18 protein-coding genes are annotated in these 23191 nt (G+C 61.0%); 10 read left to right on the top strand and 8 right to left on the bottom strand.

The window, feature by feature from the left end:
- Positions 1-76: 76 nt before the first annotated feature.
- The 3 genes from ngg to mnmC form a co-directional block, all read right to left on the bottom strand.
- The gene (gene ngg / locus ACMDB8_RS20305) at positions 77-1825 is read right to left on the bottom strand and encodes an N-acetylglutaminylglutamine synthetase (RefSeq protein ID WP_409078919.1); all 1749 of its coding nucleotides are present in this window, start codon (positions 1823-1825) and stop codon (positions 77-79) included.
- Between the two features lie 3 nt (positions 1826-1828).
- A complete protein-coding gene (locus ACMDB8_RS20300) occupies positions 1829-3601 on the bottom strand; it encodes an N-acetylglutaminylglutamine amidotransferase (protein WP_409078918.1) in 1773 nt (590 codons plus the stop codon).
- A gap of 170 nt (positions 3602-3771) precedes the next feature.
- Entirely contained in the window at positions 3772-5751 is a 1980-nt protein-coding gene (gene mnmC / locus ACMDB8_RS20295; RefSeq protein WP_223541103.1) for a bifunctional tRNA (5-methylaminomethyl-2-thiouridine)(34)-methyltransferase MnmD/FAD-dependent 5-carboxymethylaminomethyl-2-thiouridine(34) oxidoreductase MnmC, read from the bottom strand.
- Positions 5752-5904: 153 nt separating this feature from the next.
- On the opposite strand from mnmC, the gene pap reads away from it, so the two are divergent.
- From pap to ACMDB8_RS20280, 3 genes are all read left to right on the top strand, one after another.
- Positions 5905-7425 (top strand): polyphosphate:AMP phosphotransferase, encoded by a 1521-nt coding sequence (gene pap / locus ACMDB8_RS20290; RefSeq protein ID WP_409078917.1) that lies wholly within the window; start codon positions 5905-5907, stop codon positions 7423-7425.
- Between the two features lie 102 nt (positions 7426-7527).
- Positions 7528-8712 (top strand): thiolase family protein, encoded by a 1185-nt coding sequence (locus tag ACMDB8_RS20285; RefSeq protein WP_056727178.1) that lies wholly within the window; start codon positions 7528-7530, stop codon positions 8710-8712.
- Between the two features lie 294 nt (positions 8713-9006).
- Positions 9007-9960, top strand: a complete 954-nt coding sequence (locus tag ACMDB8_RS20280; RefSeq protein ID WP_409078916.1) for a DMT family transporter — start codon at positions 9007-9009, stop codon at positions 9958-9960.
- A 97-nt stretch (positions 9961-10057) separates the two neighbouring features.
- On the opposite strand, the gene ACMDB8_RS20275 is transcribed toward ACMDB8_RS20280, so the two are convergent.
- Positions 10058-11452, bottom strand: a complete 1395-nt coding sequence (locus tag ACMDB8_RS20275; protein WP_223541101.1) for a class II fumarate hydratase — start codon at positions 11450-11452, stop codon at positions 10058-10060.
- Between the two features lie 191 nt (positions 11453-11643).
- Here ACMDB8_RS20275 and ACMDB8_RS20270 point away from each other — a divergent pair, with 191 nt between their 5' ends.
- The 7 genes from ACMDB8_RS20270 to ACMDB8_RS20240 all read left to right on the top strand — a co-directional run bounded on the left by ACMDB8_RS20270 (position 11644) and on the right by ACMDB8_RS20240 (position 19527).
- Positions 11644-12168, top strand: a complete 525-nt coding sequence (locus ACMDB8_RS20270) for a DUF2059 domain-containing protein (RefSeq protein ID WP_046042584.1) — start codon at positions 11644-11646, stop codon at positions 12166-12168.
- Positions 12169-12180: 12 nt separating this feature from the next.
- Positions 12181-12480, top strand: a complete 300-nt coding sequence (locus tag ACMDB8_RS20265; RefSeq protein WP_150765645.1) for a BolA family protein — start codon at positions 12181-12183, stop codon at positions 12478-12480.
- A 171-nt stretch (positions 12481-12651) separates the two neighbouring features.
- On the top strand, positions 12652-13593 hold the full coding sequence (locus tag ACMDB8_RS20260) for a rhodanese-related sulfurtransferase (protein WP_409078915.1): 942 nt from the start codon (positions 12652-12654) through the stop codon (positions 13591-13593).
- A 3-nt stretch (positions 13594-13596) separates the two neighbouring features.
- Entirely contained in the window at positions 13597-14232 is a 636-nt protein-coding gene (locus ACMDB8_RS20255; RefSeq protein ID WP_056727173.1) for a DsbA family protein, read from the top strand.
- Positions 14225-16042: an ABC transporter ATP-binding protein gene (locus ACMDB8_RS20250; RefSeq protein ID WP_056727172.1), complete on the top strand. Its 1818-nt coding sequence runs from the start codon at positions 14225-14227 to the stop codon at positions 16040-16042. Before ACMDB8_RS20255 ends, ACMDB8_RS20250 begins: the two co-directional genes overlap by 8 nt.
- Before the next feature lie 187 nt (positions 16043-16229).
- Positions 16230-18689 carry an EAL domain-containing protein gene (locus ACMDB8_RS20245; protein WP_223541099.1) on the top strand — a complete coding sequence of 820 codons (2460 nt, stop codon included), beginning with the start codon at positions 16230-16232 and terminating at the stop codon, positions 18687-18689.
- A 76-nt stretch (positions 18690-18765) separates the two neighbouring features.
- Complete coding sequence (locus ACMDB8_RS20240; RefSeq protein WP_263291613.1) at positions 18766-19527, top strand: TenA family transcriptional regulator; 762 nt, start codon at positions 18766-18768, stop codon at positions 19525-19527.
- A gap of 79 nt (positions 19528-19606) precedes the next feature.
- Here ACMDB8_RS20240 and ACMDB8_RS20235 read toward each other — a convergent pair whose 3' ends face one another.
- The 4 genes from ACMDB8_RS20235 to ubiG form a co-directional block, all read right to left on the bottom strand.
- Positions 19607-20533, bottom strand: coding sequence for a GGDEF domain-containing protein (locus tag ACMDB8_RS20235; protein WP_056727169.1), 927 nt, complete (start codon positions 20531-20533; stop codon positions 19607-19609).
- Between the two features lie 377 nt (positions 20534-20910).
- A complete protein-coding gene (locus tag ACMDB8_RS20230; RefSeq protein WP_409078914.1) occupies positions 20911-21651 on the bottom strand; it encodes a YciK family oxidoreductase in 741 nt (246 codons plus the stop codon).
- A gap of 112 nt (positions 21652-21763) precedes the next feature.
- Entirely contained in the window at positions 21764-22435 is a 672-nt protein-coding gene (mupP, locus tag ACMDB8_RS20225) for an N-acetylmuramic acid 6-phosphate phosphatase MupP (protein WP_056727168.1), read from the bottom strand.
- A gap of 4 nt (positions 22436-22439) precedes the next feature.
- Entirely contained in the window at positions 22440-23138 is a 699-nt protein-coding gene (gene ubiG / locus ACMDB8_RS20220) for a bifunctional 2-polyprenyl-6-hydroxyphenol methylase/3-demethylubiquinol 3-O-methyltransferase UbiG (RefSeq protein ID WP_046042598.1), read from the bottom strand.
- Positions 23139-23191 lie beyond the last annotated feature (53 nt).

The following is a 23191-nucleotide window of genomic DNA, read 5'->3' as shown; positions in this document are numbered from 1 at the left end:
CCCGCTCCCACAGGGGAATGCGATCACATGTGGGAGCGGGCTTGCTCGCGAAGGGGCCAGCCCAGGCAACGCATCACTAAGAGACCACCGGCTGACTGTACGGAAACAACAGATCCACAAACCGCTCCGCTGTCGGCTGCGGTTCATGGTTGGCCAGCCCGGCTCGTTCGTTGGCTTCGATAAACACATAGTCCGGCTGGTCAGCGGCCGTCACCATCAGGTCGAGGCCAACCATGGGAATGTCCAGTGCCCGCGCGGCCCGTACCGCCGCATCCACCAGCGTCGGGTGCAGGATCGCCGTGACGTCTTCAAGCACGCCGCCGGTATGAAGGTTCGCCGTGCGTCGCACGAACAGGTGCTCACCGGCCTGCAGAATGCTGCTGTAGTCGTATCCGGCTGCACGCAAGGTGCGCTGGGTTTCCTGGTCCTGCGGGATCTTGCTTTCGCCGCCCGTGGCCGCCTGTCGCCGCCGGCTCTGGGCTTCGATCAATGCACCGATGGAGTGCTGGCCGTCGCCCACCACTTCGGCTGGCCGGCGAATGGCGGCAGCGACCACTTCAAAACCGATCACCACAATGCGCAGGTCCAGGCCTTCGTGGAAACTTTCCAGCAGCACGCGGCTGTCGAAGTGGCGAGCGGCTTCTATGGCTTGCTGCACTTCCTCGATGGTGCGCAAATCCACCGCCACCCCTTGGCCCTGTTCACCATCCAGCGGCTTGACCACCACGCGCTGGTGTTCATCGAGGAAGGCCAGGTTGTCATCGGCGTTACCCGCCAGTTGCTGCGCCGGCAGGTTCAAGCCGGCAGCCTTGAGCACTTTGTGGGTCAGGCTTTTGTCCTGGCACAGGGTCATGCTGACGGCGCTGGTCAGGTCGCTCAGGGATTCGCGGCAGCGTACCCGGCGCCCGCCATGGCTGAGGGTGAACATCCCGGCGTCGGCGTCATCGACATGCACATCGATGCCACGACGGTGTGCTTCCTCGACAATGATCCGCGCGTAGGGGTTGAACGCGGCTTCCGGGCCGGGCCCGAGAAACAGCGGCTGATTGATGCCGTTCTTGCGCTTGATGGCGAAGGTCGTCAGGTTGCGAAAGCCGAGCTTGGCGTAAAGGCTTTTCGCCTGGCGGTTGTCGTGCAGCACCGACAGGTCGAGGCAGGCAAGCCCGCGACTCATGAAGTGTTCGATCAAATGCCGCACCAGCACTTCACCGACACCCGGCCGCGCACAATGCGGGTCGACCGCCAGGCACCACAGGCTGCTGCCGTTCTCCGGATCATTGAAGGCCTTGTGGTGGTTGAGGCCCATGACGCTGCCGATGACTGCGCCGCTGTCTTCGTCTTCGGCCAGCCAGTACACCGGGCCGCCCAGATGACGCGGCGTCAGCAGGGTGGCATCGATGGGCAACATGCCGCGGGCCTGATACAGCTGGTTGATCGCCTGCCAGTCGGCATCGCTTTGCGCGCGTCGAATGCGGAAACCGCGAAACACCCGGGTTGCCTGCCGGTAGTCGCTGAACCACAGGCGCAAGGTATCGGACGGGTCGAGGAACAGCTGCGTCGGCTCCAGCCCCAGTACTTGCTGGGGCGCGGCGACGTACAGGGCAATGTCCCGCTCGCCGGGTTGCTCGTTGAGCAACTCTCCGGCCAGGCTCGCGGCATCGGCAAAGGTGTGTCCGATCAGCAAGCGCCCCCAGCCGCAATGCACGGCGATCGGCGCACCGCCGAGTTCACAGCGATCCTCGGCCAGGCGTGCCTGCAAGCGTTCATAGGAGGGTGACTGGCCGCGCAACAGGCGTTGGCTGATAGCCGTGGCGTGAGGTTTCATCGGTCAGATTCCTTGTTCGCTGAGCCACAGGTTGAGGGCCGCCAGTTGCCACAGCTTCGAGCCGCGTAACGGTGTCAATTGCCCCTGTGGATCAGTCAGTAGACGGTCGAGCATCGCGGGGTTGAACAGGCCGCGATCCTGGCTGGGATCAAGCAGCAGTTCGCGCACCCATTCCAGCGTATCGCCCTGCAAATGCTTGAGGCCCGGCACCGGGAAGTAACCTTTCTTGCGGTCGATCACTTCACTGGGAATCACTTGTCGCGCGGCTTCTTTCAAGACTTGCTTGCCGCCGTCCGGCAGTTTGAAACGCCCCGGAATCCGTGCCGAGAGCTCCACCAGGCGGTAGTCGAGAAACGGCGTGCGCGCTTCCAGGCCCCAGGCCATGGTCATGTTGTCGACCCGTTTGACCGGGTCGTCCACCAGCATCACCGTACTGTCCAGACGCAAGGCCTTGTCCACCGCCGTATCGGCACCGGGCTGGGCGAAATGGGCTTTGACGAAGTCACCGGCGGCGTCATTCGCGGTCAGCCATTTCGGTTGCACGGTGGCGGCGTAGTCGTCGTAACTGCGGTCGAAAAATGCTTCGCGGTACGCGGCATATGGATCGCTCGCGCCGTCCACTTGCGGATACCAGTGGTAACCGGCGAACAGTTCATCGGCGCCCTGGCCGCTCTGGACCACCTTGCAATGTTTGGCCACTTCCCGAGACAACAGGTAGAAGGCGATGCAGTCGTGGCTGACCATCGGTTCGCTCATGGCACGGAACGCGGCGGGCAGTTGTTCGATGATTTCCTTTTCGTCGATGCGCAGTTGGTGATGTTGCGTGCCGTAGTGTCGGGCGATCAGGTCCGAATACTGGAACTCGTCCCCGCGCTCGCCACCGGCATCCTGGAAACCGATGGAGAAGGTCGACAGATTGTCCACGCCGACTTCCCGCAACAGGCCCACCAGCAGACTTGAGTCGACGCCGCCGGACAACAGCACGCCGACATCCACTGCCGCGCGTTGGCGGATGGCGACCGCTTCGCGGGTGCTGTCGAGCACACGGTCGCGCCAGTCTTCGAGGGTCAGATCCATCTCATCGGCGTGAGGGCCATAGGGCAGGGTCCACCAGGTTTTCTGCTCGGTGCGGCCATCGGCTTCGATGCGCATCCAGGTGGCCGGCGGCAGTTTTTCGATGCCCGCCAGCAAGGTGCGCGGTGCCGGGACCACGGCGTGGAAATTCAGATAGTGATTGAGCGCCACGGGATCGAGGATCGGGCTGATGTCGCCGCCCTTGAGCAATGCCGGCAGCGCCGAGGCGAAGCGCAGGCGCTGGCCGGTGCGTGACAGGTACAGCGGTTTCACGCCGAGACGGTCGCGGGCGATGAACAGGCGTTGGGCATCGCGCTCCCAAACGGCAAAGGCAAACATGCCGTTGAGTTTTGGCAGCAAGGCTTCGCCCCAGGCGTGATAGCCCTTGAGCAAGACTTCGGTGTCGCCACCGGAATAGAAGGCGTAACCCAGGTTTTCCAGTTCCGCGCGCAGTTCCGGAAAGTTGTAGATCGCCCCGTTGAAGGCCAGGGACAAGCCCAGTTGCGGGTCGATCATCGGCTGCGCCGAGCCGTCCGACAGGTCCATGATTTTCAGGCGCCGATGGCCCAGGGCAACCGGTCCCTGGCTATGAAATCCCCAGGCGTCGGGGCCGCGAGGGGCCAGGTGGTGGGTGATTCGTTCAATGGCTGCAAGGTCTGCAGGTTGGTGATCAAAACGTAACTCGCCAGCTAATCCGCACATAAATTCCTTACCGGTTTTTCCGTTGGGGAGGGTCGATCGATACCGCACCGAAACAGCGGGTGCTCAGAAAGTGACCCTCATCGGTAAGGGGAGTTTTAGATCGATGAGTTATATGCGCGACTGGCCACGGCCGAATCGCCCGGTGAGGGCGACTTCGGCTGCTGTATCGACTACTTGCCCCGGATCAGGCGCCGCAGGGCAAACCGGTTGGGGTGACAGGCTTCAGCCACACTTCTGGGCAACGGCAGGGGTTCGTTGTCCAGCCAGGCTGCCAGCAGTTCTGCGGACAGCGGCGCGGTGATCAGGCCGCGCGAGCCGTGACCGCTGTTGATGTACAAACCGTCAAGCCATGGGCATTCGACGTCCGGTACCTGCCGTGCGTCCTTGCTTAGTGCTGCATACACCTGAGTGAACACCTGGGTATCGGCCAGCGGGCCGACGATTGGCAAGTAGTCGGGGCTGGTGCAACGAAAGGCAGCGCGACCCTGGAGACTTTCAGGTGCAAGTTTATCGGCCTGTAGACGCTCGACCAGGTCGTGGGAAATCTCTTCGAGCATGGCCAGGTTGCCCAGGTGTTCTGCCGTGGTCGGCGTCAGGTCATCGCTCTTGAAATCGAAACTGGCTCCCAGGGTATGTTCGCCCAAGCGGGCAGGGGCGACATAGCCTTCGGCACATACCACGGTGCTCAGTGCCTGGCTTTGCGGGGTTTGCGCCAGGCGGGTGATTTGCCCGCGAATGCGTTTGAGCGGCAACTCGGCGCTTTCGGGGAAACGCTGGATTTCAGCCGCGCCGGCGAGTACCACCACGGGGGCGTCGGCAAGCAATCGCTCGCCGTCCCAGGCTTGCCAACGGCCTTCAACCTTGCGCAGTTCCAGCGCATCGTGATGGGTGAGCAGTTGAATCTGTGGATGCGCAGCCTGCCACTGGCACAGCGCCGGTGGGTGGACCCAGCCGCCTTCGGGATAGAACAGGCCTCCCTGTGCCAGCCCGATACCGGCCACGGCCTGTGCCTCGGTTTGATCCAGCAGGTGCAACAAGTCCGCCGCAAACGCCGCGGCCAACTGCGCCTGACGCTCGGCCTCCTTGGCATTGAAGGCCAGTTGCAACACGCCGCAATCGTCCCAGTCGCGGCCCCGTTGCAAGTGTTCGAGCAGGCGTCGGGTGTAGCCGAATCCGCTGACGATCATTTGCGACAGCGCCGTGCCGTGGGCGGATAACTTCAGGTAGAGCACGCCCTGCGGGTTACCCGAGGCTTCCCGGGCGATGTCGTCGTGGCGCTCCAGCACTGTCACTTGCCAGCCCCGCGCGGCGAGGCTGGCGGCGCTGGCACAACCGGCCAGGCCGGCACCGATCACCAGTGCCTGGCGCTCGCCGGTCAGCGGAGTTGGGCGGGCGAACCAGGGTTTATCCAGGGCCGGAGCCGGCGTTTCCTGGGGCCAGCCGAGGAACTCGCCGCGCAGGATCTCCCATTTGTGGCCGATGCCGGGGGTGCGTTTCATCTTGAAGCCGGCGGCGTTGAGCAGGCGCCGCACCCAGCCGGTGCTGGTGAAAGTGCTGATGGATGCACCGGGAGCGGCCAGGCGAGCCAGTTCGGCAAACAGTTCGGCGGTCCACATGTCGGGGTTTTTCGCCGGGGCGAAACCGTCGAGGAACCAGGCGTCGATTCGGGCATCGAGTTGCGGCAGTTGCTCCAGTGCATCGCCGATCAGCAGCGTCAGGGTCACGCGGCCGTGGTCCAGCGTCAGGCGCTGAAAGCCCTGATGGATGGCCACGTATTGCTCCAGCAGTTGATCGGCAAACACCTTGAGTTCCGGCCATAGCGCCAGGGCCCGCTGCAAGTCGGCCGGGCTCAGCGGGTACTTCTCGACGCTGACAAAATGCAACCGCGCACCGGCCGCGGCGTGTTGCTCGAACACCTGCCAGGCGCACAGGAAATTCAGCCCGGTGCCGAACCCCGTTTCCCCGATGACCAGCCGCCCGCCTTCGGGCAAGGCCGCAAAGCGCTCCGCCAAACGGTTCTGTTCGATAAAGACATAGCGGGTTTCGTCCAGCCCCGACTGGTCGGAGAAATACACATCGTCGAACACTCGCGAATACGGGCGACCTTGGTCGTCCCAGTCGAGTTGGGCGTGGGGCAATACAGGTTTCATGGCAGGCTCGGCAACGGCAAGGCCGCCATTCTAGCCGATCGCAGGCGTGGTGCTTGATCCGTGGCAAGACATGCATTGGCCGAGGACGGGAAAATCCCTGCTGGCCTTCAGTTCAATCCGCTAGTCTTGCTCACATCTGGAAGGGAGCCGCTCATGTTTGAATCCGCCGAAATCGATCACGCCATCGACAAAGAAACCTACGACGCCGAAATCCCGGCCCTGCGCGAAGCGTTGCTCGAAGCGCAATTCGAATTGCAGCAGCAACGCCGCTTTCCGGTGATCATTTTGATCAATGGCATCGAAGGTGCCGGCAAGGGTGAGACGATCAAGGTGCTCAACGAGTGGATGGACCCGCGCCTGATCGAGGTCCGCACCTTCGATCAGCAAACCGACGAAGAACTGGCGCGGCCCCCGGCCTGGCGGTACTGGCGGATGCTCCCGGCCAAGGGGCGCATGGGGATTTTCTTCGGCAACTGGTACAGCCAGATGCTGCAGGGGCGGGTCCATGGCGAGTTCAAGGATCCGCGCCTGGACCAGGCGATCAACGGCGCCGAGCGCCTGGAAAAGATGCTTTGCGACGAAGGTGCGCTGATCTTCAAGTTCTGGTTTCACCTCTCCAAGAAGCAAATGAAGGCACGCCTCAAGGCGCTGGCCGACGATCCGCTGCACAGCTGGCGCATCAGCCCGCTGGACTGGCAGCAGTCGCAAACGTACGACAGGTTCGTGAAGTATGGTGAACGGGCGCTGCGCCGCACCAGCCGTGACTATGCACCCTGGCATGTGATCGCCGGAGTGGATGCCCACTATCGCAGCCTGGCCGTGGGACGGATTCTGCTGGCGGGCCTGCAAGGCGCATTGAAGCGACCGAAGATCCATCCGGAAAAGGTCAGCGCAGCGCCAGTGTTCCCCAGTGTCGATCAAGTGAACCTGATCGACAGCCTGGACCTGACCCTGCAGTTGGACAAAGAAGATTACGAAGAACAGCTGATCACCGAGCAGGCGCGGTTTTCCGGGTTGATGCGTGACAAACGCATGCGTCGCCACGCGTTGGTGGCAGTGTTCGAGGGCAATGACGCGGCCGGCAAGGGCGGGGCGATCCGCCGGGTAGCGGCAGCGCTTGATCCGCGCCAGTACAGCATCGTGCCGATTGCCGCGCCCACCGAGGAAGAACGGGCGCAACCGTATCTGTGGCGTTTCTGGCGGCACCTGCCGGCCCGGGGCAAGTTCACCGTGTTCGACCGCTCATGGTATGGCCGGGTGTTGGTGGAGCGCATCGAAGGTTTTTGCAGCCCGGCGGACTGGCTGCGTGCCTACGGTGAAATCAACGATTTCGAAGAGCAGCTCACCGACGCCGGTGTGATCGTGGTCAAGTTCTGGCTGTCCATCGACAAACTGACGCAACTGGAGCGCTTCGAGGCGCGCGAAAAGATTCCCTTCAAGCGCTTCAAGATCACTGAAGACGACTGGCGCAACCGTGAAAAGTGGGACGATTATCGCGGGGCGGTCGGCGATATGGTCGACCGTACCAGCACCGAGATTGCGCCATGGACCCTGGTGGAAGCCAACGACAAGCGCTGGGCACGGGTCAAGGTGCTGCGCACCATCAACCGGGCGCTGGAGCAGGCTTTCGAAAAAACCGACCGGCATGAACGCAAGCGCAAGGACAAGGATTGAGGTCATGGTTACGCATACGCGAGGTGAATGATCGTCGCGGTCGGTGAAGGGCTGGACTTATGCTCGATCCACTCTCAACCGATAACAACAATGAGGTATGCCATGCGTGAAGTGGTGATCGTCGACAGCGTGCGGACCGGCCTGGCCAAATCCTTTCGCGGTAAATTCAACATGACCCGCCCGGACGACATGGCGGCACACTGTGTCGATGCGCTGTTGGCGCGCACCGGAATCGATCCGGCGAGCGTCGAGGACTGCATCGTCGGCGCCGGCTCCAACGAAGGCGCCCAGGGTTTCAATATCGGTCGCAACGTCGCGGTGCTCTCGCGCCTGGGCATCGGCACGGCCGGCATGACCCTCAACCGGTTCTGTTCCTCGGGCTTGCAGGCGATCGCCATTGCCGCCAACCAGATCGCTTCGGGGTGCAGCGACATCATCGTCGCCGGTGGCGTCGAGTCCATCAGCCTGACCATGAAAAGCGTCAACACCGACAACCTGATCAACCCGCTGCTCAAGGAACAGGTGCCGGGCATCTACTTCCCGATGGGCCAGACTGCTGAAATCGTCGCGCGTCGGTACAACGTCAGCCGTCAGGAGCAGGACCTATACGCGCTGCAAAGCCAGCAGCGCACCGCAGAGGCTCAGGCCGCCGGGCTGTTCACTGATGAAATCGTGCCGATGGCGGTGAAGTATCGCGTCGAAGACAAGGCCACAGGTCAGGCACAGATCCTCGACGGCATCGTCGACCGCGATGACTGCAACCGCCCGGACACCACCCTGGAAAGCCTGGCCGGATTGAAACCGGTGTTCGCCGAAGATGGCTCGGTCACGGCGGGCAACTCTTCGCAGTTGTCTGACGGCGCGTCCATGACCCTGGTGATGAGCCTGGAGAAAGCGCTGGAACTGGGGCTCAAGCCGAAAGCGTTCTTCCGTGGTTTTACCGTCGCCGGTTGCGCGCCGGACGAAATGGGCATCGGCCCGGTGTTCTCGGTACCGAAACTGCTCAAGGCCAAAGGCTTGCGGATTGACGACATCGACCTGTGGGAACTCAACGAAGCGTTCGCCTCGCAGTGCCTGTACAGCCGCAACCGCCTGGAAATCGACAACGCCCGGTACAACGTCAACGGCGGCTCGATTTCCATCGGTCACCCGTTCGGCATGACCGGTTCGCGTCAGGTCGGGCATCTGGTTCGTGAATTGCAGCGACGCAATTTGCGGTATGGCATCGTCACCATGTGCGTGGGTGGCGGGATGGGGGCGACCGGGCTGTTTGAAGCAGTGCGTTAATTTTCATTGTTTTGTGTGACTTGTTAGATCGCATTCGTCGGAACGCCGCCCGGAGCAAGCCCGCTCCCACATTCAACCGTATATACCTTGAGTACTCGGTCAAATGTGGGAGCGGCGGTGCGACGATTCGACTTGCTCGCGAATGCAGACGACGCGGTTTACCGGCTCATCCATAGCCCCCTCAAAGATTACGACCCGCACAGTTTCATTCGCGGCCAGTCCGAAACTGTGCCTGTGTACGCTACCGCTGCGAGCCTAGAATGACGACTCTTGTCAGTTGGCGCTGGGGTTCACATGCACATTTCATCGGGTCGCTGGGGTTACGGTCTGTTCCTGGCCTTGTTGACCGCGTTGTTGTGGGGAATCCTGCCGATCAAGCTCAAGCAAGTGTTGCTGGTGATGGACCCGGTGACGGTGACCTGGTTTCGCCTGCTGGTGTCCGGCGGCTGCCTGTTCATTTACCTGGCGGCCACCAGGCGCCTTCCCAGTCGCAAAGTGCTCGGTCCTCGTGGTGGCTGGCTGGTGCTGATGGCGGTGCTCGGCCTGGTCGGTAACTATGTGTTGTATCTGATGGGCCTGAACCTGCTCAGCCCCGGCACGGCGCAACTGGTGGTGCAGATGGGCCCGATCATGCTGCTGATCGCCAGTCTGTTTGTGTTCAAGGAGCGTTTCAGCCTGGGGCAGGGGATTGGCCTGCTGGTGCTGCTGATCGGCTTTGCGCTGTTTTTCAACCAGCGCTTGAGTGAGTTGCTCACATCGCTGACCGACTACACCGCCGGCGTGCTGCTGGTGCTGCTGGCGTCCACGGTCTGGACCTTCTATGCCCTGGGGCAGAAGCAATTGCTGACGGTGTGGAATTCGCTGCAGGTGATGATGGTGATCTACCTGTTCTGCGCGGCGCTGTTGACGCCGTGGGTGCATCCGCTCGAAGCGTTGCAATTGAACCCCTTGCAGGGTTGGTTGCTGCTGGCCTGCTGTCTCAATACCCTGATTGCCTATGGCGCGTTTGCCGAGGCCCTGGCCCATTGGGAAGCCTCTCGGGTCAGCGCGACGTTGGCCATAACGCCGTTGGTGACCTTTGCCGCGGTTGCCATGGCGGCGTGGCTTTGGCCCGACTATGTGCATGCCGAGACGATCAATGGCCTGGGATATGGCGGTGCGGTGCTGGTGGTGCTGGGGTCGGCGCTGGTGGCGTTGGGGCCTTCGTTGATTGCCGGGCTGAAGGCGCGGAAGGTGCGGATGGCCTGAAGATCAAAAGATCGCAGCCTGCGGCAGCTCCTACATGTAAATGCCTATCCCTGTAGGAGCTGCCGCAGGCTGCGATCTTTTCGCTTCACTGCAAATCTCAGCCCTTGGCCCCAGCCTCCAGCATGTTCTCCGGCCTCACCCACGCATCGAACTCTTCGTCAGTCAGATACCCGAGCTGCAGCGCCGCCTCGCGCAAGGTCAGGCCTTCGCTGTAGGCCTTCTTGGCGATCTCCGCTGATTTGTCATAGCCAATGTGCGGGTTGAGCGCCGTCACCAGCATCAGGCCACGCTCCAGGTGTTCAGCCATTTTTTCCGCATCCGGCTCCAGACCGGCCACGCAGTGCTGCTGGAAGTTGCTGCAGCCATCAGCCAGCAAACGGATCGATTGCAGCAGGTTATGGATGATCACCGGTTTGAACACGTTGAGCTGCAAGTGGCCCTGACTGGCGGCAAAGCCGATGGCGACGTCGTTGCCCAACACCTGGCAGGCCAACATCGACAGCGCTTCACACTGGGTCGGGTTGACCTTTCCCGGCATGATCGAACTACCCGGTTCATTGGCCGGTAGCCTGACTTCGGCGAAGCCGGCGCGCGGGCCGGAACCCAGAAGGCGCAAATCGTTGGCGATTTTCATCAGCGTCACGGCGAGGGTTTTCAGCGCGCCGGACAGCGTGGTCAGCGGCTCATGGCCGGCCAGAGCGGCAAACTTGTTCGGTGCCGTGATGAACGGCAATCCGGAGAGGGCGGCCAATTCCGCGGCGATGGCCTCACCGAAGCCGTGGGGTGAATTGAGCCCGGTGCCGACGGCCGTTCCGCCCTGGGCCAGCTCGCAGACCGCGGGCAGTGCGCTGCGGATCGCCCGCTCGGCGTAATGGAGTTGGGCAATGAAGGCCGATATTTCCTGTCCGAAGCTGATCGGTGTCGCATCCATCATGTGCGTACGGCCGGTCTTGACCAGTTTCATGTGGCGGGCGGCCAGCTCGGCCAGCCCGCCGGACAGTTCGCTGATCGCCGGCAGCAAGTGCTGTTGCACCGCCTGGACGGCGGCGATGTGCATGGCGGTGGGGAAGCAGTCGTTGGAGCTCTGGGAGCGATTGACGTGATCGTTGGGGTGCACCGGGGACTTGCCGCCACGGGGGTTGCCGGCCAGCTCGTTGGCGCGACCGGCGATCACTTCGTTGACGTTCATGTTGCTCTGGGTACCGCTGCCTGTTTGCCAGACCACCAGCGGAAACTGGTCGTCGTGTTCGCCGGCGAGCACTTCGTCGGCCGCCTGCTCGATCAGGCGGGCAATATCGGCGGGCACGTCGCCGTTGCGATCATTGACCCGTGCCGCGGCTTTCTTGATCAGCGCCAAGGCATGCAACACGGCCAGCGGCATGCGTTCGTTGCCGATGGCGAAGTTGATCAGCGAGCGTTGTGTCTGAGCGCCCCAATAGGCTTCATCCGGGACTTCAACCTGGCCGAGGCTGTCGGTTTCGATACGGCTCATCTTGCTCACTCCTGTAGGTCCGATTGCGCAGTTTAGGCCGTGATCGACGGCCGTGGTTCCATCAGTCTGAATTTGACCATTCAACCCCTCTAAATCAGGTGCGACAAGGCTTGGGGTTGAGCGACACACTTTTTTAGGCGCAGAATGGACGCCCTTGGGGTCTTACCTCGCCAGCTAGAAAAGGAAACTCGATGACTCGTCTTCGTGCCATCTGTACCGCCGTTGCTTTGGTCTGCGCCAGCGGCCAGGTTTTTGCCGACACCGCCAGCCATAACGCCAGTGCCGAGGCTTTCCTGACCATGGCGCACGCTGACAAACTGGGCACCCCGGTGTACATGCAAGTACAGCAGATGTTTGCCCAGCGTTTCGAACAGACCAAAGCCCCTGAGTCGAAAAAGGCCGTGCTGGAAACCTACCAGGCCAAGGCCAACGCCGCTCTGGACCAGGCCATTGGCTGGAACAAGCTGAAGCCGGACATGGTCAAGCTCTACACCACCAACTTCACCGAATCCGAGCTCAAGGACCTGGTTGCGTTCTACCAGTCGCCACTGGGCAAGAAAGTCCTGGAAAAAATGCCTCAGCTGACCCAGCAATCGGCCCAGATGACCCAGGCCAAGCTGGAAAGCGCGGTGCCGGTGGTCAACAAGCTGCTGGCTGACATGACCGCCGAGCTGACGCCGAAAGATGCGGCCGCGCCAGCCAAGAAAAAGCCTTAAGCGGAGTCCGGTATGACCATGCAACAACGCATCGAATCGACGCTGGGCCTGCTTCAGCCCGAGCATCTGCAAGTGCTGGATGAAAGCCACATGCACAGCCGTGGGCTGCAAACCCATTTCAAGGCCGTGGTGGTCAGCGCGCAGTTCGAAGGCCTGAACCGGGTCAAGCGTCACCAGAAGGTCTACGGCACGCTCGGCGAGCTGATGGGAGAGTTCCATGCGTTGGCGCTGCATACCTACACGCCAGAGGAATGGGCCCGGATCGACGCGGCTCCGGCCTCGCCGACCTGTGCCGGTGGCAGCAAGCATTAAGCTCAAAAGATCGCAGCCTGCGGCAGCTCCTACAGGAATACGCATTCCCATGTAGGAGCTGCCGCAGGCTGCGATCTTTTTTGTTAGAATGCCCAACGCGCCGCTAACCCGGCGCGTTTTTTTTCGCATCCGGTTCACCCCTTACGAGGGTAGCCACCTGGAGATTTACCCATGACACAACAGATTGTCGTGGCGGCACTGTATAAGTTCGTCACCCTGGAAGATTACGTCGCCCTGCGCGAGCCTCTGTTGCAAGCGATGGTCGACAATGGCATCAAAGGCACCCTGCTGATTGCCGAAGAAGGCATCAACGGCACCGTGTCCGGCAGCCGCGAAGGCATTGACGGGCTGATGGCCTGGCTCAAGAACGACCCGCGCATGGACGACATCGACCATAAAGAGTCGTACTGCGATGAGCAGCCGTTCTACCGCACCAAAGTCAAACTCAAGAAAGAAATCGTCACCCTCGGCGTGGAAGGCGTGGACCCGAACAAAAAGGTCGGCACCTACGTCGATCCGCGGGACTGGAACGCCCTGATCAGCGACCCGGAAGTGTTGTTGATCGACACCCGAAACGATTACGAAGTCTCGATCGGTACCTTCGAAGGCGCCATTGACCCGAAAACCACCAGTTTTCGCGAATTTCCCGACTACATCAAAGCTAACTTCGACCCGGCCGTGCACAAGAAGGTCGCAATGTTCTGTACCGGAGGCATCCGCTGCGAGAAGGCGTCGAGCTACATGCTCAGCGAGGGCTACGGTGAGGTTTTTCACCTAAAGGGCGGCATCCTGAAGTACCTCGAAGAGGTGCCGCAGGAAGAAACCAAGTGGCAGGGCGACTGCTTCGTGTTCGACAACCGCGTGACCGTTCGTCACGACCTGAGCGAAGGCGACTACGATCAATGTCATGCCTGCCGCACGCCGGTGAGCGTGGAAGACCGCGCGTCCGAGCATTACGTGGCCGGCATCAGTTGCCCGCATTGCTGGGATAAGCTGAGTGAGAAGACCCGTCGCAGCGCGATCGACCGGCAGAAGCAGATCGAACTGGCCAAGGCTCGTAACCAGCCTCACCCGATCGGCTTCAACTACAAGCAAGCATCCTCCGAGGCCTGAACCATGTCTGCGCGCCTGCTCTATGTGATGGACCCGATGTGTTCCTGGTGCTGGGGGTTTGCCCCGGTGGCCAACGCACTGGTCGAGCAGGCGCAAGCCGCGGGTGTGGATGTGCATCTGATCGTGGGTGGTTTGCGCACCGGTAGCGGTGCGGCGCTGGAGCCGACCACCCGCCGCTACATCCTGGAACACTGGCAGGCGGTCACCGAGGCCACCGGCCAGCCCTTCAAGTTCGAGGGCGCGTTACCCGATGGCTTTGTCTACGACACCGAGCCTGCCTGCCGGGCACTGGTGACGGCGCGCGCACTGGCGCCGGATTGCGCCTGGAAGTTGCTCGGGCTGATCCAGCATGCGTTTTATGTCGAAGGCCGGGACGTCACCCGCGCCAGCGTGCTGGTGGAACTGGCCGAGCAGGCCGGCGTGCCGCGTATCGAGTTCGCCGCCGCTTTCGACCGTGCCGACATGCACACGGCGACTGAAGCCGATTTCACCTGGGTCCAGGACCTGGGCATTGCCGGTTTCCCCACTCTGTTGGCCGAGCGTAACGGCCAACTGGCGTTATTGACCAATGGCTATCAGCCGTTGAGCGAGTTGTCCGCGCTGCTCGGCCGCTGGCTGGAGCGTGCTGCCTGTGCATGACTTGCCTGATGATGTCGCACCCGCTAAACGTGTCGACCGTCTGAGCTGGGCGGAAATCCGCCGCCTGGCCCTGCATCACAAGAAATCCCTGTGGATCGCCAACGGCGTGGCCGTGCTGGCGACCTTGTGCAGCGTGCCGATCCCCTTGCTCCTGCCGTTGCTGGTGGACGAGGTGTTGCTGGGGCATGGTGATGCCGCGCTGAAGATCATGAACCATGTGCTGCCCGAAGGGTGGCAGAAGGCCGCGGGTTACATCGGGCTGATGCTGGTGGTGACCTTGACCCTGCGTTGCTCGGCGTTGCTGTTCAACGTGGTGCAGGCGAAATTGTTCGCCGGGCTGGCCAAGGACATCGTCTATCGCATTCGCATACGCCTGATCGAGCGTCTCAAGCGTATCTCCCTGGGCGAGTACGAAAGCCTGGGCAGCGGCACGGTGACCACGCATCTGGTCACCGACCTGGATACGCTGGACAAATTCGTCGGCGAAACCCTCAGCCGTTTCCTCGTGGCCATGCTGACCCTGGTCGGCACGGCGGGCATTCTGATGTGGATGCACTGGAAACTGGCATTGCTGATTCTGCTGTTCAACCCGCTGGTGATCTACGCCACGGTGCAGTTGGGCAAGCGGGTCAAGCACCTGAAGAAACTCGAGAACGACAGCACTTCGCGCTTTACCCAGGCACTGACCGAAACGCTGGATGCCATCCAGGAAGTTCGCGCCGGCAACCGCCAGGGGTTTTTCCTCGGTCGCCTGGGGCAACGCGCCCGGGACGTGCGTGACTATGCGGTGAATTCGCAATGGAAAACCGATGCGTCGAACCGTGCCAGCGGTTTGCTGTTCCAGTTCGGCATCGATATTTTCCGGGCTGCGGCGATGCTCACCGTGCTGTTTTCCGACCTTTCAATCGGCCAGATGCTCGCGGTGTTCAGCTACCTGTGGTTCATGATCGGTCCGGTTGAGCAACTGCTGAACCTGCAATATGCCTACTACGCTGCCGGCGGTGCGCTGTCGCGGATCAACGAACTGCTGTCCCGGGCCGATGAGCCCGAATACCCGGGCGGCGTCGACCCTTTCGCCGGTCGCGAGACGGTCGGGCTTGAAGTACAAGGGTTGAGCTTCGGTTACGGTGATGAACTGGTCCTGAACCAGATGAACCTGTCTATCGCCCCCGGCGAAAAGGTCGCGATCGTCGGCGCCAGTGGCGGTGGCAAGAGCACGCTGGTGCAACTGCTGCTGGGCTTGTACACGCCGTTGGCCGGAACCATTCGCTTCGGCGGTTCGACCCAGCAGGAGATCGGCCTGGAAACGGTGCGGGAAAATGTTGCCGTGGTCCTGCAACATCCAGCGCTGTTCAACGACACCATCCGGGCCAACCTGACCATGGGTCGCGAACGCAGTGACGAGGCCTGCTGGCAGGCACTGGAAATCGCCCAGTTGCACGGCACCGTCCGGGACTTGCCCAATGGCCTGGACAGTATCGTCGGGCGTTCCGGGGTGCGGTTGTCCGGCGGGCAACGTCAACGCCTGGCCATCGCCCGGATGGTACTGGCCGAACCCAAGGTGGTGATCCTCGACGAAGCCACCTCCGCGCTGGACGCCGCCACCGAATACAATCTGCACCAGGCACTGGCGCGTTTCCTGAGCAACCGCACCACGTTGATCATCGCCCATCGTCTTTCGGCGGTAAAACAGGCTGACCGTGTGCTGGTGTTCGACGGCGGGCAAGTTGCCGAAGACGGCGACCACCAGCAACTGATCGCCGAGGGTGGGCTGTACGCCAAGCTGTATGGGCATTTGCAGCGGTTGTAGGAGATGACATCAAAGTTGCAGGGCGCTAATTCAATACTATAAAAAAACATCATCGCGAGCGGATTCAGTGGCCGCGATACGCCCTCCGGGCAAAGCTTGTCGCTTGCCGGGATCGGAATCGCAACCTAGTCTAGCTAAGGCGATTTCGTCCGGAAGACGAACAAGCAGTGCTAATGCAAGGGACCTCATGAATCAAACGCGGACTCTCGGAACGCCACGGTTGTTGGGCATCGTCTGGCCATTTATCGCCGTTGTGGTGTTTCAAGCCTTGCTGGGCGGCGTTAGCCTTTATGTGCTGTCGGCGGTCCGCGGCTATGTTGCCGGCGAAAGCCTCTGGTCCAAAGGCCAGAAAGACGCCATTTATTATCTCAACCTCTATGCCGACAGCGGCGACGAAGCGATTTTTCATAAATACCAGGACGCCATTTCCGTGCCTCAGGGCGGGCATGAATTACGCGTGGCGCTCGATCATCGGCCGCCGAACATCGAGGCGGCACGTGTGGCGATCCTCAAGGGCGGCAACCATCCGGATGACATCTCCAGTGTGATCTGGCTGTACCTGAATTTCCGGCACTTCAGTTACCACGAGAAAGCCATCGACCTTTGGAGGGTGGGCGACGGGTATCTGGTGCAGCTCGATGCCATTGCGCAGGAGATGCATCAGCGCATCACCACCAGGCAGGCCACCGATGCCGATATCAAGCGCTGGAAGGATCAGATATTCGTCATCAATGAAAGTGTGACACCGGCGGCGAAGGCCTTCAGCGATGCCTTGGGCGAAGGCTCGCGGATGATCCTGCGACTGTTGCTGGTGACCAACCTCGCCACAGCCCTGGGCTTGATTGTATTGGCCTTGATGCGCACCCATAAGCTGCTCAAGCAGCGCCATGCCTTTGCCGATGCGCTGCAGGTGGAGAAAGAACGGGCGCAGATCACCTTGCAATCGATTGGCGACGGAGTGATCACCACGGATGTTTCCGGTGCGATCGCCTACATGAACCCGGCGGCCGAGGCGTTGACCCACTGGAAGGCCGAGCAGGCGACGGGGTTGCCCCTGGCGGCGCTGTTCAACCTGTTGGACGAAAATGCCCAGACCGATGGCTTTACCCTGATCGAGCATATTCTGAGCGGCCAACTCAGTGGTGGCAGTGAACACTCCAAGCTGATTCAACGCCTGGACGGCAGCACGGTGTCCGTCACGCTGGTGGGCGCGCCGATCCGCAATGCCGGCAAAGTCAGCGGGACGGTGCTGGTGCTGCATGATATGACCCAGGAGCGGCAATACATCGCCAATCTGTCGTGGCAGGCGACCCATGACGCCTTGACCGGTCTTGCCAACCGTCGGGAGTTCGAATATCGCCTGGAGCAGGCGCTGCACAACCTGACCCGCTACGCGGGTCGCCATGCCCTGATGTTCCTCGATCTGGACCAGTTCAAGCTGGTCAACGATACCTGCGGCCACGCGGCGGGCGACGAACTGTTGCGGCACATCTGCGCGCTGTTGCAATCCGGGCTGCGCGAAGGCGATACCCTGGCGCGCCTTGGCGGCGACGAGTTTGGCATCCTGCTGGAAAACTGCGCACCGGAAGCGGCGGAGAAAATTGCCGAAAGCCTGCGCCAGACTGTGCAGAACCTGCATTTTGTCTGGAAGGGCCGGCCTTTCGTGACCACGGTCAGTATCGGGCTGGTCCATGTCGCGCAGAATCCGACGACGCTTGAAGCCTCGCTGCGTGCTGCCGATATGGCGTGCTACATGGCCAAGGAAAAGGGGCGCAACCGGGTCCAGGTCTATCATCCGGATGACTCGGAGTTGTCCCTGCGCTTCGGTGAAATGGCCTGGGTGCAGCGTTTGCACATGGCGCTGGAGGAAGACCGCTTCTGTCTGTACGCCCAGGAAATTGCCCCCTTGGGCCATGTCGAACAGGGTAGCGGGCACATTGAAATTCTACTGCGATTGCATGATGAAGCCGGGCGGATGATCTTGCCTGACAGCTTCATTCCGGCTGCCGAGCGTTATGGCCTGATGAGCTCGCTGGATCGTTGGGTGGTGCAGAACGTGTTCAAGATCATTGCCCAATGCCGGGCCGAGCAAGGCCCCGGGCCGCTGGCCATGTGTGCGATAAATCTGTCAGGCACGACGATCGGGGATGAGGCCTTCCTGGACTTCTTGCGCGAACAGTTTGTGACGTATTCGATTCCGCCTGAAATGATTTGTTTTGAAATTACTGAAACCAGTGCTATTTCAAATCTTGGCAGCGCCATTCGATTCATTAATGAACTCAAAGGCTTAGGCTGCCATTTTTCCCTGGACGATTTTTGTGCCGGAATGTCCTCGTTCGCGTACCTGAAACATTTGCCTGTAGACTTCCTGAAGATCGACGGGAGTTTCGTAAAGGATATGCTGGACGACCCGATTAACCGCGCCATGGTCGAAGTGATCAATCACATTGGCCATGTGATGGGTAAGCGTACGATTGCCGAGTTTGTCGAAACGCCCCAGATCGAGCAGGCATTGCTGGAGATCGGGGTAGATTACGCTCAAGGGTATGTGATTGAACGCCCGCAGTTGTTTACCTGCGACAGCTTGTTGAGTCGCCCCGCCAGGCCTCAGCCGCTGCTGTTCAAGGCGCCAGGCACGTTCCGTTGAAACTCCTGCCGGTCTTACAATCACAATCAAAAGGAGCTCGACAGTGATCGATACATTCAACCGAACCGGACCGCTCATGGAAGCTGCAAGTTACCCTGCCTGGGCCCAGCGCCTGATCCAGGATTGCAGCGAGAGCAAGCGCCGGGTTGTCGAACACGAACTGTACCAACGCATGCGAGACAACAAACTCAGTGCGAAGACCATGCGCCAGTACCTGATCGGAGGCTGGCCGGTGGTCGAACAGTTCGCGTTGTATATGGCACAAAACCTGACCAAGACCCGCTTTGCCCGTCATCCCGGCGAAGACATGGCCCGTCGCTGGCTGATGCGCAACATCCGCGTCGAACTGAACCACGCCGATTACTGGGTGCACTGGAGTCGCGCGCACGGTGTCAGCCTGGAAGAGTTGCAGGCTCAGCAGGTTCCCCCCGAGCTTCACGCCCTTAGCCATTGGTGCTGGCACACCAGTTCCGCCGACTCGCTGATCGTCGCGATTGCCGCCACCAACTACGCCATCGAAGGGGCGACCGGGGAATGGTCGGCGGTCGTGTGTTCCAACGGTATCTACGCCGCCTCGTTCCCCGAGGAAGATCGCAAGCGGGCGATGAAGTGGCTGAAGATGCATGCCCAGTACGACGATGCCCATCCATGGGAAGCCCTGGAGATCATCTGCACATTGGCCGGCAGCAACCCGAGCAAATCCCTGCAGGTGGAGTTACGCCAGGCTGTTTGCAAGAGCTACGACTATATGTACCTGTTCCTCGAACGTTGCATGCAAATCGAACATGCAGAGCGGGCACCGGTCGTGCGTGAGCGGATGGCGCTGGCCGAAAGCTGATCCAGCTATTACGCAATAAAACTGTGGGAGCGGCGGTGCGACCGCCGCTCCCACATTGGTTTGTGTCGTGGCTGAACAATCAGCCCGCCATCTCCAGCCGGTTACGACCTTCGCGCTTGGCCACATACAACGCGCTGTCTGCCCGTCGCAACAGGCTTTCGGCAGACTCGCCGGGCAACAGGGTCGAACAGCCGAGGCTGACCGTCAGCAGGATCCTGTGACCATTGGCCAGGTACTCTTCAGACTGCACTGCAAACCGCAGCCGCTCACCGACCATGGCCGCGGCCTCGCGACAGGTATTCGACAGCAGGATCAGGAATTCCTCGCCGCCATAGCGGAACACCATGTCCACGTTGCGCAGCTGTTTTTTGATCGAGGCAGCGACCGCCTTGAGCACGTCATCGCCAGTGCTGTGGCCGTGGGTGTCATTGACCAGCTTGAAATGATCAATGTCCAGCATCAGCACCGACAACGGTTGCAGATGGCGCCGGGACAGTTCGATTTCCCTTTGCAGCGTCTGGTCCATGGCGATGCGGTTACCGGCGCCCGTCAGTGGGTCGCGCAGTGCACTTTGGGTGGCGGTGCGGTACAGCAGCGCGTTGCGCATCGGGAAAAGCAGCGCGGCCAGCAGTGATTCGAGATGGCCCTGTTCCAGTTCGCTGAAACGCTGATTGCGACGGAAGATCAGCTCACCCAGGTGTTCGCCTTTGTGGCTGAGGCTGTAGCTGATGGAGTGGTGGCCGCGCTGGCCGAACTCCAGGCGCAGGTCACTGCTCTTGTGCAGGTAGCACAAGGCGTCCAACGGTACCAATCGCTGAATCTCGCGATAGAAAGTCCCAAGAATGCGTTGCGGCTCCAGACTGGTTTGCAACTGCAGGCTCAACTGCTGGCGCAATTGCGCAAGACTGACAGGTCTTTCCAGAAGGGGCGGCTGCTGACCAAAGCCCAGGCGTTGCAATTTGGCGCTATCGAAGTCAATTGCGTTGGTCTGGGAAGGTGGTTTCATAAGGCGTGCGCCCCTAAGCAGTAAGGCTGTCTTACAAGCAGGGTGAGAGCGGCTTAGGGCTGCGCGTCGTACTGGTCCGTCAGTCCCGTAGGACATTTCGTACAAGTTTAATCCGCTTTGTAGAAGATGAGTAATCTCTGCGCTCAAGCTTCACCCCCGTTTGCTTTCACGTTACGTGTCTGAGCAAACTTAGAGCGAAAGTCGTGCCATTCGGTTCATCCGAATAAAATCTGTTGTGAATCAATCGGTTGTTGTTCGTCTTCTACCTGTACGGCACAGCGTGTGACGTTTGTTTGACAGGTGCCTGGCTCTAATCCGAGAGCCTTCGAGTGCCGCGACAGGAAGCTGGCGCGGCACCAGAAAGCGACGTACGGTCGTTACTGGGCGTTGAACGCCTGGCCATTGATGCCGGTGCTGTCCGGGCCCATCAGGTAGAGGTAGACCGGCATGATCTCCTCCGGCGTCGGGTTGTTCAGTGGGTTTTCACCCGGGTAGGCCTGGGCGCGCATGCTGGTGCGGGTGGCGCCCGGGTTGATGCTGTTGGAACGTACAGGGGCCACGGTATCGACTTCGTCAGCCAGTGTTTGCATCAGGCCTTCAGTGGCGAACTTGGAGACACCGTAAGCGCCCCAGTACGCACGTCCTTTGCGGCCGACGCTGCTGGAGGTGAACACCACCGAGGCATCCTGCGACAGCTTGAGCAGCGGCAGCAGTGTGCTGGTGAGCATGAACATGGCATTGACGTTGACTTGCATGACTCGCATGAAGTTTTCGCCGGAAAGCTGCTCGATCGGCGTGCGCGGGCCGATGATCGAAGCATTGTGCAGCAGGCCGTCGAGATGCCCGAATTCGCTTTCGATCATCGCTGCCAGCTCATCGTATTGATGGGGCAGGGCGGTTTCGAGGTTGAACGGGATCACCGCCGGTTGTGGATGGCCGGCGGCTTCGATTTCGTCGTAGACCTGGGTCAGGTTGGCTTCGGTCTTGCCCAGCAGCAGCACGGTTGCGCCGTGGGCCGCATAGGTTTTTGCCGCTGCTGCGCCGATGCCGCGCCCTGCGCCGGTGACCAGGATGACCCGATCCTTGAGCAGTTCGGGGTGGGCGGAATAATCAAACATAAAAAAACCTCAATCCATTACAAAGCTGGAAAAGATCGCAGCCTGCGGCAGCTCCTACGTCGATCGCGGTCCCCTGTAGGAGCTGCCGCAGGCTGCGATCTCTTGACTTTAATCAGCAGCTGCAAAGCGCGCTATCAAGCACCTTGCGCAACTCCAGTGGATGATCGACCACCACGTCAGCACCCCAATGCCGCGGATTATCATCCGGGTGGATATAGCCGAAGGTCACGGCCGCAGTCTTGGTGCCAGCATCACGGCCCGACTCGATGTCGCGCAGGTCATCGCCGACGAACAGCACGCTGGCCGGGTCCAGGTCGAGCATCTTGCAGGCCAGGATCAGCGGTTCCGGGTCCGGTTTGCTGTTCTTCACATGATCCGGGCAGATCAGCAGCGCCGAGCGTTCAGCCAGCCCCAGCTGTTGCATGATCGGCTCGGCGAAGCGCAGCGGCTTGTTGGTGACCACGCCCCAGATCAGGTTGGCCTTCTCGATGTCCGCCAGCAGCTCGCCCATGCCGTCGAACAGCTTGCTGTGGACGGCACAACCGACGAGGTAGCGCTCCAGGAACTCCAGGCGCAGTTCCTCGAACCCCGGCGATTCCGGGTCCATGGCGAAGGTCACCGCGACCATCGCCTTGGCTCCACCGGAAATCTCGTCGCGAATGTGCTTGTCGTTCATCGGTGGCAAGCCACGGTCGGCACGCATCGCCTGGCAGATCGCAATGAAGTCTGGCGCGGTGTCGAGCAGGGTGCCGTCCATGTCGAAAAGAACTGCTCTGATTGGCATCGGCTTATTCCTCGCGCAGGGTCTGGATCATGTAGTTGACGTCCACGTCGGCCGCCAGTTTGTAGTGCTTGGTCAGCGGGTTGTAGGTCAGGCCGATGATGTCCTTGACGGTCAGGCCGGCCATGCGGCTCCAGGCGCCAAGTTCGGAGGGGCGGATGAATTTCTTGAAGTCGTGGGTGCCGCGCGGCAGCAGCTTCATGATGTATTCGGCGCCGACGATGGCGAACAGGTACGCCTTCGGGTTGCGGTTGATGGTCGAGAAGAACACCTGGCCGCCGGGCTTGACCATGCGGAAGCAGGCACGGATGACCGACGATGGGTCTGGTACGTGCTCAAGCATTTCCAGACAGGTGACCACGTCGAACTGCTCGGGCATTTCCTCGGCCAGGGCTTCGGCGGTGATCTGCCGGTATTCGACGCTCACGCCCGACTCCAGCTGATGCAGTTGGGCAACCGCCAGCGGCGCTTCGCCCATGTCGATGCCCATCACGGTCGCGCCGCGCTGAGCCATGGCTTCGCTGAGGATGCCGCCGCCGCAACCGACGTCGAGGACCTTCTTGCCGGCCAGGTTGACCCGCTCGTCAATCCAGTTGACCCGCAGCGGGTTGATGTCGTGCAGCGGTTTGAATTCGCTTTCGCGGTCCCACCAGCGATGGGCCAGGGCTTCGAATTTGGCGATTTCGGCGTAGTCGACGTTGCTCATGGTCTAGTCCTCTAAAACTTGAAAAATCCTGTTGCCCCGGGTTGTGCTCCAGG

The sequence above is a fragment of the Pseudomonas monachiensis genome (genome assembly GCF_047345015.1).
Lineage (GTDB): Bacteria > Pseudomonadota > Gammaproteobacteria > Pseudomonadales > Pseudomonadaceae > Aquipseudomonas > Aquipseudomonas monachiensis.
Note: the sequence above shows the minus strand (reverse complement) of the source record. Positions and strands in the feature narration are given on the sequence as shown.

Bases quoted from the DNA above. Each gene is read 5' to 3' on its own strand.
- ACMDB8_RS20240 (WP_263291613.1), top strand. From the start codon at position 18,766: ATGGAAGCTGCAAGTTACCCTGCCTGGGCCCAGCGCCTGATCCAGGAT.
- mnmC (WP_223541103.1), bottom strand. From the start codon at position 5,751: ATGAAACCTGTATTGCCCCACGCCCAACTCGACTGGGACGACCAAGGT.
- ACMDB8_RS20275 (WP_223541101.1), bottom strand. From the start codon at position 11,452: ATGAGCCGTATCGAAACCGACAGCCTCGGCCAGGTTGAAGTCCCGGAT.
- ACMDB8_RS20280 (WP_409078916.1), top strand. From the start codon at position 9,007: ATGCACATTTCATCGGGTCGCTGGGGTTACGGTCTGTTCCTGGCCTTG.
- ACMDB8_RS20230 (WP_409078914.1), bottom strand. From the start codon at position 21,651: ATGTTTGATTATTCCGCCCACCCCGAACTGCTCAAGGATCGGGTCATC.
- ACMDB8_RS20265 (WP_150765645.1), top strand. From the start codon at position 12,181: ATGACCATGCAACAACGCATCGAATCGACGCTGGGCCTGCTTCAGCCC.
- ACMDB8_RS20270 (WP_046042584.1), top strand. From the start codon at position 11,644: ATGACTCGTCTTCGTGCCATCTGTACCGCCGTTGCTTTGGTCTGCGCC.
- ACMDB8_RS20285 (WP_056727178.1), top strand. From the start codon at position 7,528: ATGCGTGAAGTGGTGATCGTCGACAGCGTGCGGACCGGCCTGGCCAAA.
- ubiG (WP_046042598.1), bottom strand. From the start codon at position 23,138: ATGAGCAACGTCGACTACGCCGAAATCGCCAAATTCGAAGCCCTGGCC.
- ACMDB8_RS20255 (WP_056727173.1), top strand. From the start codon at position 13,597: ATGTCTGCGCGCCTGCTCTATGTGATGGACCCGATGTGTTCCTGGTGC.
- mupP (WP_056727168.1), bottom strand. From the start codon at position 22,435: ATGCCAATCAGAGCAGTTCTTTTCGACATGGACGGCACCCTGCTCGAC.
- ACMDB8_RS20235 (WP_056727169.1), bottom strand. From the start codon at position 20,533: ATGAAACCACCTTCCCAGACCAACGCAATTGACTTCGATAGCGCCAAA.
- ngg (WP_409078919.1), bottom strand. From the start codon at position 1,825: ATGAAACCTCACGCCACGGCTATCAGCCAACGCCTGTTGCGCGGCCAG.
- ACMDB8_RS20260 (WP_409078915.1), top strand. From the start codon at position 12,652: ATGACACAACAGATTGTCGTGGCGGCACTGTATAAGTTCGTCACCCTG.
- ACMDB8_RS20300 (WP_409078918.1), bottom strand. From the start codon at position 3,601: ATGTGCGGATTAGCTGGCGAGTTACGTTTTGATCACCAACCTGCAGAC.
- ACMDB8_RS20245 (WP_223541099.1), top strand. From the start codon at position 16,230: ATGAATCAAACGCGGACTCTCGGAACGCCACGGTTGTTGGGCATCGTC.
- pap (WP_409078917.1), top strand. From the start codon at position 5,905: ATGTTTGAATCCGCCGAAATCGATCACGCCATCGACAAAGAAACCTAC.